The 12,765-nt window shown below is 72.7% G+C and carries 8 protein-coding genes; all 8 read right to left on the bottom strand.

Features of this window, described 5'->3' with window-relative positions; all coding sequences use genetic code 11:
• Positions 1 to 164: 164 nt before the first annotated feature.
• Positions 165 to 3,257, bottom strand: coding sequence for an Rne/Rng family ribonuclease (locus ABD944_RS26035; protein WP_345180830.1), 3,093 nt, complete (start codon positions 3,255 to 3,257; stop codon positions 165 to 167).
• A gap of 203 nt (positions 3,258 to 3,460) precedes the next feature.
• On the bottom strand, positions 3,461 to 4,318 hold the full coding sequence (locus ABD944_RS26040; RefSeq protein ID WP_345180832.1) for a TIGR03936 family radical SAM-associated protein: 858 nt from the start codon (positions 4,316 to 4,318) through the stop codon (positions 3,461 to 3,463).
• Positions 4,319 to 4,467: 149 nt separating this feature from the next.
• The gene (locus ABD944_RS26045) at positions 4,468 to 6,390 is read right to left on the bottom strand and encodes a TIGR03960 family B12-binding radical SAM protein (RefSeq protein WP_345180834.1); all 1,923 of its coding nucleotides are present in this window, start codon (positions 6,388 to 6,390) and stop codon (positions 4,468 to 4,470) included.
• Positions 6,391 to 6,450: 60 nt separating this feature from the next.
• Positions 6,451 to 7,635, bottom strand: a complete 1,185-nt coding sequence (gene rodA / locus ABD944_RS26050; protein ID WP_345180836.1) for a rod shape-determining protein RodA — start codon at positions 7,633 to 7,635, stop codon at positions 6,451 to 6,453.
• Positions 7,632 to 9,704, bottom strand: coding sequence for a penicillin-binding protein 2 (gene mrdA / locus ABD944_RS26055; protein WP_345180839.1), 2,073 nt, complete (start codon positions 9,702 to 9,704; stop codon positions 7,632 to 7,634). Before mrdA ends, rodA begins: the two co-directional genes overlap by 4 nt.
• On the bottom strand, positions 9,701 to 10,300 hold the full coding sequence (gene mreD, locus ABD944_RS26060) for a rod shape-determining protein MreD (protein ID WP_345180841.1): 600 nt from the start codon (positions 10,298 to 10,300) through the stop codon (positions 9,701 to 9,703). The genes mrdA and mreD overlap by 4 nt, the downstream gene beginning before the upstream one ends.
• Position 10,301: 1 nt before the next feature.
• Positions 10,302 to 11,291 (bottom strand): rod shape-determining protein MreC, encoded by a 990-nt coding sequence (gene mreC / locus ABD944_RS26065; protein WP_345180843.1) that lies wholly within the window; start codon positions 11,289 to 11,291, stop codon positions 10,302 to 10,304.
• 141 nt (positions 11,292 to 11,432) lie between these two features.
• Entirely contained in the window at positions 11,433 to 12,467 is a 1,035-nt protein-coding gene (locus ABD944_RS26070) for a rod shape-determining protein (protein ID WP_185026548.1), read from the bottom strand.
• Between the last annotated feature and the right edge of the window lie 298 nt (positions 12,468 to 12,765).

Below are 12,765 nucleotides of genomic sequence, written 5' to 3' on the forward strand. Positions count from 1 at the left end.
CTCTCTGCTGTGCCCCACCGGATCGATGAGGTGAGCACCGAACGATCCCCGGACGGGGCTCGCGGTGCGGATTCGGGCGACGCGCCGATGACGCGCCGAAGGTCAAGGGTACCGGATGCCCTGGCCGGAACGCGAACGCGTCCGGCCAGGGCCCCGCTACCGCGTCAGTCCGAGGACTCGCCGCCGTCGGCGGCCTGGGCCGCGGTCGCGCGGGGGCGCCGGGCACGGCGCCGACGGGCGGGCTCGGCGCCGTCCTGGTCGCCCGCGGGCGCGGATCCGTTGGACTCGCCGGCGGCCTCCACGGCGCCGTTCAGCTCGCCCGCGGGCTCGCCGGAGGGCGCGCCGGAGGCCGGCTCGGCGCCGTTCGCGTCGACCGGCACCGGCTCGGCGGAGTCCAGCGTGCCCGGCGCGGTGCCGGCGGTCTCCTCGGCGGCCTCGGCGGCCTCCACGGCGGCCTGCGCCGGGGCCTCGTCGATCTCGGGCGGCGGGCCGGCCGGGCGCTTGGCGGGCCGGGACCTCTTCGGCCGCGAACGGACCGGCTCGGGCGCGGCCTCCACGACCGGCGCCGTCTCGGCGGCCGGGCTCACGGGCTCGGCGGCGGGCTCCTCCGCGGGCTCCTTGGGCTTGGCCTCGTGCCGGGACAGCTTCTCCTCGACGGCCTTCTCGACCTCGCCCTTGCGCTTGCGGCGGCGTCCGGACTCCTTGCCGGCCGCCTTCTCCGCCTTCGGCTCGACCGGCGTCAGGTGGACGTGGATGCCGCGGCCGTTGCAGGACTCGCAGGTCTCCGAGAACGCCTCCAGCAGCCCCTGGCCGACCCGCTTGCGGGTCATCTGCACCAGTCCGAGCGAGGTGACCTCGGCGACCTGGTGCTTGGTACGGTCCCGCGACAGGCACTCCACGAGGCGGCGCAGCACCAGGTCGCGGTTGCTCTCCAGCACCATGTCGATGAAGTCGACGACGATGATGCCGCCGATGTCACGGAGCCGGAGCTGGCGGACGATCTCCTCGGCCGCCTCCAGGTTGTTGCGGGTGACGGTCTCCTCCAGGTTGCCGCCCTGCCCGGTGAACTTGCCGGTGTTGACGTCGATGACCGTCATCGCCTCGGTGCGGTCGATCACCAGGGAGCCGCCGGACGGCAGCCAGACCTTGCGGTCCATGGCCTTGGCGATCTGCTCGTCGATGCGGAACGCCGACAGGGCGTCCTGGTCGCCGGTCCAGCGCTCGACGCGGTCGGCGAGATGGGGGGCGACGTACTGGACGTAGTCGGAGACGGTGTCCCAGGCCTCGGCCCCGGACACCACCAGCTTGGTGAAGTCCTCGTTGAAGATGTCGCGGACGACCCGGATCGTCAGGTCGGGCTCGCCGTAGAGCAGGGACGGCGCGGAGGCCGTCTTGACCTTCTTCTGGATGCTCTCCCACTGGGCGGCCAGGCGCGAGACGTCGCGGGCGAGCTCCTCCTCGGTCGCCCCCTCCGCCGCGGTCCGCACGATCACGCCCGCCTGCTCCGGCATGACCTTCTTGAGGATCGACTTGAGGCGGGTGCGCTCCTTGTCGGGCAGCTTGCGGCTGATGCCGGTCATCGAGCCGTCCGGCACGTAGACCAGGTACCGGCCGGGGAGGGAGACCTGGCTGGTCAGCCGGGCGCCCTTGTGGCCGAGCGGGTCCTTGGTGACCTGGACGAGCACCGACTGGCCCGACTTCAGCGCCGACTCGATGCGGCGGGGCTGGCCCTCCAGCCCGGAGGCGTCCCAGTTGACCTCGCCCGCGTACAGCACGGCGTTGCGGCCCTTGCCGATGTCGACGAACGCCGCCTCCATCGACGGCAGGACGTTCTGGACCTTGCCGAGGTAGACGTTGCCGACGTACGACTGGTGCGTCGCGCGGTTGACGTAGTGCTCGACGAGCACGTCGTCCTCCAGGACGGCGATCTGGGTGCGCTCGCCCTCCTGCCGGACCACCATGACCCGCTCGACGGCCTCGCGGCGGGCCAGGAACTCCGCCTCGGTGATCACCGGCGGGCGGCGGCGGCCCTGCTCGCGGCCCTCGCGGCGGCGCTGCTTCTTGGCCTCCAGGCGGGTCGAGCCCCGCACGGACTGGACCTCGTCCTCGGCGGCGGCGCGCTCCTCGCGGGCCGTGCGGACGTGCACGACGGTGTTCGGCGGGTCGTCGGAGCCGCCGGACTCGCCGTCGACCCCGGACCGGCGCCTGCGGCGGCGACGGCGGCGGCTGGTGCCGCCCTCCCCGTCGTCCTCCTCGCCCTCGGCGGCGCCCTGCTCGGGCTCCTCGGCCTTGGGCTCCTTGGCCTGCTCCTTGTCCTTGGCCCTGGAAGCCTTGCCGCCCTTCGCCGCCTTGCCCTTGGCGGCCCTGGCGGGCTTGGCGGGCTGCTCTTCCCTGGGCTCCTCGGCCTCGGCCTCGCCCTCGGTCTCCTCGCCCTCGTCCTCGGCACCCTCCTTGCCGCCCCGGCCGCGGCCGCGGCCGCCGCGGCGGCGGCGACGGCGGGACGGGCGGTCCTCGGAGTCGTCCTCGTCGGCGGGCCCGTGGTCCTGGTCCTCGTCCTCCTCGCCGGCGTCCTGCACGGCGGGCTCGGCCTCGGCGGCCTTCGGCCGGGCGGGCGCCTCGGCCTTGGGCTGCGGCGGCTGGAAGACGACCATCGGCGGCTGGAACGTCACGCCGGGGACGCCGACGCCGCTCGCGGGCTCGGTCTCCGACACCTGCTCGGGTGTCGGCACCTCCCCGGCGACCGGGACGGCCGGGACCTGCGGCACGGACGGGACCTCGGCGGCGGCCTTGGCGGGGCGGCGGCGGGTCCTGGTGCGGGGCGCCGGCGCCTCTTCGGCGGGCTGCTCTGCGGGCTCTTCGGCGGGGGCCTCGGGCGAGGTCTCGGCGCCGGTCATCGGGACGGGCTCGGCCGTCTCGGCGGCGGCCTTCGTGGTCTTTCGCGCGCGGGTCCGGGTCCGCTTCGGCGGCTCGGCCGGCTCCTGCGTCTCGGCGGGCGCCGCGGCCTCCTCGGCGGGCGCGGGCTTCTCGGCGGAGGCCGCCTCCGGCTGCGCGGCGGGGGTCGCGGCAGGGGACTCCTCCACGTCGGGCGGCGGGCCCGCGGGCCGGCTCGCGCGGCGCGGACGCGACGTCACGCCCGTGCGCCCCTTCTTGGGGCTCGCGCTCTGCGCCCCCTCGGTCCCCTCGGTCCGCGCGGACTCGTCGTCAACGGTCCCGTCGGCGCCTTCGGCCGCGGCCGCATCGGCTTCGTTCTCAAGCATCCGGGCAATCTCCCGTCAGGCTCCCGGGCGCGTCCGCCCGTCCCGCCGGAGGCGGAACGATGCGGTGCGCCGCACGAGAGCACCTCGTCAGTCGGTGCCGTCACCGCCGGACGGTGGTCCGGCCATGACGACGAAGTCGTCGGGGGTGCGCCTTCCGTACCCTGCGGGGCCGGTTCCGTGCCTCCACGGCTTCGGTCCCACGGTCAGGCGCTGACGGCATCCACGCTCGCGGCGTCCCCGGACCGCGGCCGCTCAAGGCCGCGGGCCGTCCCGGCGTCGTCGCCGGGCGGTAGGCCGGTCTCCCGGTCGGGATCCAGGGGATCCGCGAGGCCACCGGTTTCCGCGTCGAGGGGCCCCTGCGCCAGCCTGGTCACCAGCGGCGGTGACGGCGGCGCGAGGTCGGCGACCTGGCGCAGTCCGGTGAGGATGTCGTCGGGTCGAACGGCGGGTGTGGAATGCCGAACAACCATTCGAAGTATCGCACAAGGGGCATCCGCCGTCTCGGCGGCACGCCGGTCCAGCTCGCAGGCGGACACGGCGGCGCGCACGTCGAAACGGCGCCGTCCCTTCTTCGTGAGGCGTTCCACCTCGATGTTCTCGGCGGCCATGAAGGCGGCCACGGCCGCGGCGGCGTCGCCTTCGGCGACACCGTCCAGCCGGATCCGCCATTCGGACGCCTCGAGCCGATCGGTGAACGCGCCCGGCTTCACCGGGGCGTCGCCGTGGCCCGCCCTTACCGGCACGACGTCCAGGACGTCGAGTCCGGGAGGCAGGGCCGCGTCGAGATCGGCTCGCACCCGCGCAGGGTCGCGGGTCTCGGTGAGCCCGAGTTCGAGGTATTCGGCCTCACTGGCCACCCCTGTCGCCGCCGCACCCGCATACGAGATCTTCGGGTGGGGGGTGAATCCGGCGCTGAACGCGACGGGGATCCCGGCGCGCCGCACGGCGCGTTCCACGGCCCGGGAAATGTCGCGGTGGCTCGTGAACCGCAGCCTGCCCCGCTTGGCGTAGCGGACGCGCAGGCGCTGGGTCACGGGGGCCGGTGCCGGACCCTCCGGCATGGGTGCCAGGGTTCTGGTCCTTCCTACTCGTGTCGAGTCGAAATACAGGTCTCCCTATAGAGTACGGGGCCCGCGACCCGGTTCGGCCAGGCACCGCCCCCGTAAGCCCGGAACCCTTGCAGCTCAAGGGACGACGCGGTCGAATCCCGTCAGACCACGTTCAGCGGGAGCAACTTCCGGCCGGTCGGGCCGATCTGGATCTCGGTGCCCATCGTGGGGCAGACGCCGCAGTCGTAGCACGGCGTCCAGCGGCAGTCCTCGACCTCGGTCTCGTCGACGGCGTCCTGCCAGTCCTGCCAGAGCCACTCGCGGTCGAGCCCCGCGTCGAGGTGGTCCCAGGGCAGCACCTCGACCTCGTCGCGCTCCCGGACGGTGTACCAGGCGAGGTCGACGGGCTCCCCGGCCAGGGCCTTCTCGGCGCAGGCCGTCCAGCGCTCGTAGGAGAAGTGCTCGCTCCACCCGTCGAAGCGGCCGCCGTCCTCCCAGACGGCGCGGATGACCTTGCCGACGCGCCGGTCGCCCCGCGACAGCAGGCCCTCGACGATCGACGGCTGGCCGTCGTGGTAGCGCAGGCCGATGGCGCGCCCGTACTCCTTGTCGCCGCGCAGGGCGTCCTTGAGGGCGCGCAGGCGGCGGTCGACGGTCTCGTGGTCGCACTGCGCCGCCCACTGGAACGGGGTGTGCGGCTTCGGCACGAACCCGCCGATGGACACGGTGCAGCGGATGTCCCTGCGGCCCGTCGCGTCGCGGCCGGCCTGGATGACCCGCCTGGCCATGTCGGCGATGGCGAGGACGTCCTCGTCCTCCTCGGTGGGCAGGCCGCACATGAAGTACAGCTTGACCTGCCGCCAGCCGTTCTCGTAGGCGGTGGTGACGGTGCGGATCAGGTCGTCCTCGCTGACCATCTTGTTGATCACCTTGCGCATCCGCTCGGAGCCGCCCTCCGGCGCGAACGTCAGGCCGGAGCGCCGGCCGCCGCGGGAGAACTCGTTGGCGAGCGTGATGTTGAAGGCGTCGACCCGCGTGGACGGCAGCGACAGCGAGGTGTTGGTGCCCTCGTAGCGGTCGGCGAGGCCCTTGGCGACGTCGCCGATCTCGCTGTGGTCGGCGCTGGACAGGCTGAGCAGCCCGACCTCCTGGAAGCCGGACTCCTTGAGCCCCTGCTCCACCATGTCGCCGATCGTGGTGATCGACCGCTCCCGCACCGGGCGGGTGATCATTCCGGCCTGGCAGAACCGGCAGCCGCGGGTGCAGCCGCGGAAGATCTCCACGCTGAACCGCTCGTGCACGGTCTCGGCGAGCGGGACCAGCGGCTTCTTCGGGTACGGCCACTGGTCGAGGTCCATGACGGTGTGCTTCTCGATCCGCCACGGCACGCCCGGACGGTTCGGCGCGACCCGCTGGATGCGGCCGTCGGGCAGGTAGGTCACGTCGTAGAAGCGCGGGACGTACACGCCGCCGGACGCGGCGAGGCGCAGCAGGAGCCCGTCCCGTCCGCCGGGCTCGCCCTCGGCCTTCCACTCGCGGACGACCTCGGTGATGGCGAGCGCGATCTCCTCGCCGTCGCCGAGGACGGCGGCGTCGACGAAGTCGGCGATCGGCTCGGGGTTGAACGCGGCGTGCCCGCCGGCGATCACGATCGGGTGGTCGCCGGTGCGGTCGGCGGCCTCCAGCGGGATGCCCGCGAGGTCGAGCGCCGTCAGCAGGTTGGTGTAGCCGAGTTCGGTGGAGAACGACACGCCGAACACGTCGAAGGCGGCGACCGGCCGGTGCGCGTCGACGGTGAACTGCGGGATGCCGTGCTCCCGCATGACGGCCTCCATGTCGGGCCACACCGAGTACGTCCGCTCGGCGAGCACGCCGTCGCGCTCGTTGAGGATCTCGTAGAGGATCTGGACGCCCTGGTTGGGGAGCCCCACCTCGTAGGCGTCCGGGTACATCAGCGCCCATCGGACGGTGGCCTCGTCCCAGTCCTTGAGCTGGGAGTTCAGCTCGCCGCCAACGTACTGAATCGGCTTCTGCACGCTCGGGAGCAGCGGCTCCAGGCGTGGGAAGAGCGACTCGACCGGCATGACGGAACCCTCCGTGCAGGGGACGTGGGATGAACGTCCAGCCTACGCGGTCGCCGGTCGCTAATCGAACGGGCGGCGGCGCACGTGGACGGCCTGCAGCAGGCCGAAGGCGATCATGTTCGCGAAGGTCGCCGACCCGCCGTAGGACACGAACGGCAGCGGCAGCCCGGTGATCGGCATGATCCCGATCGTCATCCCGACGTTCTCGAACGTCTGGAACCCCAGCCAGCACACGACCCCGGTGGCGACGAGCGTCCCGAACAGGTCGGCGGCCTGGGTGGCGATGCGCAGCCCGCGCCACAGCACCACGCCGAGCAGGGCGATGATCACGGCCGCGCCGACGAAGCCGAGCTCCTCCCCCGCCACCGTGAAGATGAAGTCGGTCTGCTGCTCCGGGACGAAGTGGCCGCCCGTCTGCTCGCCGTGGAACAGGCCCTTGCCGAACGCCCCGCCCGACCCGATCGCGATGCGGGCCTGCTGGGCGTTGTAGCCGGCGCCGCGCGGGTCGGCCTCGGGGTTCAGGAACGCGGTGAACCGGGCGATCTGGTAGGCCTTCAGCAGCCCGAAGAAGTACACGGCGGCGCCCGCGGCGACGCCCCCGCCGACCAGCCCGACGAGCCAGCGCTTCTGGGCCCCGGAGATCGCCAGCATGCCGAGCACGACCGCGATGAACACCAGCGTGGTGCCGAGGTCGGGCTGCAGCATGATCAGCACGCCGGGCACCCCGGCGAGCACGAGCGCGAGCAGCACGTCCCGCCGGCCGGGGCCGATCTCCCCGTCGCGCGGCTCTCCGAGGATCATCGCCAGCAGCACCACGAGCCCGACCTTGGCGAACTCCGACGGCTGCACCTGGAACCCGCCGCCGACCACGATCCACGAGTGCGAGCCGTTGATCGTCGAGCCGAGCGGGGTCAGCACGGCCAGCAGCCCCACGCACGCCAGCCCGTACAGGATGGGGACGTAGGCGCGCAGGAGCCGGTAGTCGAGGACGGTGACGAGGCCGCCAAGCAGGAAGCCGATGATCAGATTCAGGATGTGCCGCTTGAGGAAGCCCTCGGGGTCCTTGCCCTGCTCGGTCAGCAGGTGGAAGGTGGCCGAGCGCACCAGCAGCGCGCCCACCGCCGACAGCGCCAGCACGGCCAGCAGCATCGGCAGGTCGAGCCTGCGCAGACCGGCGAGCCGGCTGGTCCACGACCGGTGCGCGGCGTAGGCGTCGACGCTGCCGACCCCGGAGTCGGTGATCATGGCGCGGTCCCCTCGACGGGCATCCGCGGCAGCTCGGACGGGAGCCTCCCGTCCTGGAGGATGGCCTTGCGGTCCTTCGTCCCGTACATGGCCTCCCAGATCTCCCGGACGGCCGGCGCGGACGTCTGCGCGCCCTGCCCGCCCTGGGAGACCATCGCGACCACCGCGAAGCGCGGCTTGTCCACCGGGCCGAACGAGGCGAACCAGGACGTGTCCTGCTTGCCGTAGACCTCCGCGGTACCGGTCTTGCCGCCGACGTCGACGCGCTTGAAGTCGAAGCCGGTGAACGCCCCGGACGCCGTGCCGCTCTTCGTCACCTCCGCGAGCGACTCGCGGATGTACTTGAGCACCTTGCCGTCGACGGGCAGCCGGCGCGGCGGCGGCGCGTCGATCCGGCGGACGATCGAGCCGTCGGGGCGCACGACCGCGACCCCGAGGCGCGGGGTCAGCAGCTTCCCGCCGTTCGCCATGGCCGCGTACGCGCGGACGAGCTGCAGCGGCGTCACCAGGACGTCGCCCTGCCCGACCGAGAAGTTCGCCGCGTCACCGGGCCGCCAGACGTAGCCCTCGGTGCAGTTCTCCGTAGCGACGGCCTTCAGGTAGGCGGCGCGGGCCGGGTCGGTCTTGGCGACCTCCGGGTAGCCCGTCTTGGCGCCCTTGCAGTTGGCGGCCTTGGTGGCGTCCCAGAAGGACTTCTTCCACCCGCGGTCCGGGATGCGGCCCTCGCTCTCGCTGGGCAGGTCGACGCCGGTGCGCGACCCGAACCCGTAGTCGCGGGCCATCTTCACCATCGGGTCCGACGGGTTCTTCTTCGGCTTCATCCCGCCGTCGCGCTGCCACTCCTGGTAGGCGAACCGGTAGAAGATCGTGTCGCAGGACTTGACGAGCGCCGTGTGCAGCGACATCGCCCCGAGCTCCTCGCCCTCGAAGTTGCGGAACGCGCGGTTGCCGACGTTGTAGGAGCCGGGGCAGTCGTAGGTGCCGGTCAGGCTGTTGCCGTCCTTCACCGCGGCGGCCACCGAGGAGATCTTGAAGGTGGAGCCGGGCGCGAACTGCCCCTGGGTGACCCGGGAGATCAGCGGCTCGCCCTGCTTCTTGCCGAGGAGCGCGTCGTACTCGTCCTGGGAGATGCCGCCGGTCCAGATGCCGGGGTCGTAGGTCGGGTAGCTCGCCATCGCGATCATCCGGCCGGTGCGCACGTCCATCACGACCGCGGCCCCGGCGTCGGCGGGGCGGCCCTGCTTGCGGGCGCCGTCGATCGCGTTCTTGAGCGCCTTCTCCGCCGCGCCCTGCACGCCGGCGTCGATGCTGGTGACGAGGTTGCCGCCGGCCGTCGGGGGCTGCTCCTGCGCGGTGCCGGTGACGCGGCCCTGGCTGTCGACCAGGACCTTGCGGAACCCGGGCTCGCCGCTGAGCGCCGAGTCGTACTGCGCTTCGAGGCCGTCGCGCCCGACGAGGTCGACGCCGCTGTAACCGGTGACCTTGAGGCCCTTGCGCTTGTCGAGCTCCTCCTGCGTGACGGGCTGGAGGTAGCCGAGCAGCTGCGCGGGGCGCGCGCCCTCCGGCTGCGGGTAGTCGCGGACGGCCTGGACCTGCGCGGTGATGCCGGGGAAGTCCTCCTGCCGCTCCATGATCTGCAGGGCGCGCTTGGGGTCGACGTGGTCCTCGACGGGGATCGGCTGGTAGGGGGAGCCCGGCCAGCACGGCCGCTTGATGCCGGGCCCGCACAGCCGGATCCGCTTGGTCATCTCCTCCTGGGACGTCCCGAGCACGGCGGCCAGCCGCTTCAGGATGGTCTGGCCGCCGTCCTTCTGCCGCGACAGCGTGGTGCGGTCGACCGACACGACGAGGGCGCTGCGGTTGCGCACGAGCGGCCTGCCGCGGTCGTCCAAGATCATGCCGCGGGTGGCGGGGACGACGATGTCGCGGGTGCGGTTCTCCGCGGCGACCGCCCGGTAGTGCGCGCCCTCCAGGACCTGGAGCGCCCACATCCGCCCGATCAGGACGAGCAGCAGCGCGGCGACGAGCACGTACAGGACGACGAGGCGGAAGTGGGTCCTCGGGTTCACAGGGTCCCGCTCCGCCCCGACATCGCGCGGTAGCGGGCGGCGGGCACGGCCAGGCGGTCGCCGCGGGCGCGCTCCCCGCGTTCGTAACGGCGGGTGACGCGCAGCACCGCCCACACCACGAACGGGCTCGCGATGACGTCGTACAGCACCTGCAGCGGCACCATGCTGGACACGGTCGCCCACTCGGCGCGCGGGTCGCCGAGGATCATGCCGGTGCCCGCGTACACCACGGTCCCGGCGAGCGCGCCGGCGGCGACGGCGAGGAACGGCACCGCGGACTGGCGGTCCATCTCGGCGGACGCGACGCCGCACAGGTACCCGATGAGGCAGTAGACGAGCGCGTACCGGCCGAGGGTGTGGTCGGCGGGCGGGATGATGTCGGCGGCGAGGCCCGCGAGGAACCCGGCCACCATCCCGGTCATGGAGCCCGCGACGAGCGCGAGCGCGACGACGGCGAGCAGCACCAGGTCGGGCTGGACGCCGCCGGGCAGCGGCAGCCGGTTCGCCACCGACACCTGCAGGATCAGCGTCACGACGATCACCACGGCGGTCACCGCGGCGCGGCCGGCCGGCGACGCCTCGGGCGGGTTCAGCACGTCAGTCCCCCCGGGTCGGATTCGTGGACGGGCTCTTGGAGTGGCGCGGCTTCGCCTTCGGGCTCTTGCTCGCCGACGGCGTCGCGGTCGGCGTCGGGGTCGGGGGCGGCGGGGGCTTGGGCGGCAGCACCGCGTCCCGCGGGTCGGTCTTCGGCGGGGCGACCACGACGGCGACGACGTCCAGGCTGGTGAACCGCACGAACGGCCGGACGTAGGCGGTGCGGGTCAGCCCGCTGGTGGAGCGCTCGATCCGCTCGACCACGCCGATCGGGACGCCCGGAACGTACGGCTTCTGCCCCTGCGACCCGAGCGTGACGATCCGCTGGCCGACCCGGATCGGGGCGGCGGCGTCGAGCAGCTGGAACCGCAGCGGCGTCGCGCCGCCCCGGCCGAGCCCGCGGCGGCCCCGGCCCTGAGTGATGCCGATCTCCTTGGACTCCTCCAGCCGGGAGCCGATGGAGGACGTCTGGTCGGTGGCGAGCAGGACGGTGGCGGTCGCGGGCCCGACGCGGGTGACGCGGCCGACGAGGCCGTCGGCGCTCATCACGGTCATGTCGGGCCGGATGCCGCTGCTGCTGCCGACGTCGATGGTGACGGTGTCCTCGAAGCCCTGCCCCGCCGAGATCACCTGCGCGGCGTGGATCTTGTAGCCGCCCATTCCCGCGGTGCCGAGCAGCCTGCGCAGCTGCGCGGACCGGTCCTGGTCGAGGCGGCTGGAGCGCAGCTGCTCGCGCAGCCGCTGGTTCTGCCGCACGAGCCGGTCGGCCCGGCGCCGCTCGCCGGGCGCGTCGGTGATGGCGTCGAAGGTGTTGCCGACCGGCCGGACGACGGACGCCGACGCCCGCTCCACGGGGCCGAACACCGTCGCGCCGAGGCCGCGCAGGCCGCTCAGCGGCGAGTCCTGCCCGCCGCGGTAGTCAATGGTGATCATCGCGAGCGCCACGACCAGCAACGCGCCGAGGACCACGCGGGTGCGCCGGGTGTCCTTCACGCACCGACCTCCCGTTCCCTGGTCCGCCGGGAGCCCAGTGCCTCACGAGGGGGGACGCCCCCGCGTCCCCCTCGGCGGACTATGTCCGAATCGGCTCGCCCGGGGAACGCCCCCTGGCGTCCCTGGCCGGCCATGTCCGAATCAGTGCCGCGGCTCCGGCACGAGCACCTGCCTGAGCGACTCGAAGTCCTCGACGCACTTGCCCGTGCCGAGCACCACCGAGTCGAGCGGGTTGTCCACCAGATGGATGGGCATCCCGGTCTCCTCGCGGAGCCGTTCGTCGAGGTTCTTCAGAAGAGCGCCGCCGCCGGTGAGCGCGATGCCGCGGTCCATGATGTCGCCGGAGAGCTCGGGCGGGCACTTGTCGAGGGTGGTCTTCACCGCGTCCACCACGGCGTTGACCGGTTCCTCGATCGCCCTCCTGACCTCCTCGGCGGAGATCACGACGGTCTTCGGCAGCCCGCTGACGAGGTCGCGGCCCCGGATCTCGGCGTGCGGCTCGTCGTCGCCGCCGGGATAGGCCGACCCGATCGCCATCTTGATCTCCTCCGCGGTGCGTTCCCCGAGCATCAGGGAGTACTCCTTCTTGGAGAAAGAGATCACGGCCTGGTCGAGCTCGTCGCCGCCGACGCGCACCGACTGGCTGGTGACGATCCCGCCGAGCGAGATGATCGCGACCTCGGTGGTGCCGCCGCCGATGTCGACGACCATGTTGCCGGTCGGCTCGTAGACGGGGAGCCCGGCGCCGATCGCGGCGGCCATCGGCTCCTCGATGATGTAGACGCGGCGGGCGCCGGCCTGGTAGCCGGCCTCCTTCACCGCGCGCTGCTCCACCCCGGTGATCCCGCTCGGCACGGCCACGACGATCCGCGGCTTGGCGAAGTGCCGGCGCTTGTGCACCTTCTGGATGAAGTAGCGCAGCATCCGTTCGGTGACGTCGAAGTCGGCGATGACGCCGTCCTTCAGCGGACGGACCGCGACGATGTTGCCCGGTGTGCGGCCGATCATCCGCTTCGCCTCGATGCCCACCGCGACGATCTTCCCGGTATTGGTATTGATCGCGACCACGGAGGGTTCGTTCAGGACGATGCCACGCCCGCGCACGTACACCAGGGTGTTGGCGGTACCGAGATCGACCGCCATGTCACGGCCAAGAAACGACAGCTTGTTACCCATGAAGAAAGGGAGCCCTTCATGATTGACGGGCGTGTATAGCGGCGCGTCCATCGTAACGTGCGCGTACCTCCGCGGGCAGTCACCCCCGCGCCGCGCGTCGCGAAAAAAACGCGTCCTGACCAGCCCGGTTTTCCATAAAGAGAACCCGGCGGACTGACCCGGCGGCCGGTCGGCCAAAGACGCGCGGCGCCCACGGCAGACCCGGCGCCACCGGGTATCCGAGGATCTTAGGGGGTCTTCCCCGGCCCGACACAGCCCCACGCCGCAACACGGTTCGATTCGTCTGGAAGCACCGCTC

This window comes from Actinomadura verrucosospora (assembly GCF_039540335.1).
Lineage (GTDB): Bacteria > Actinomycetota > Actinomycetes > Streptosporangiales > Streptosporangiaceae > Spirillospora > Spirillospora verrucosospora.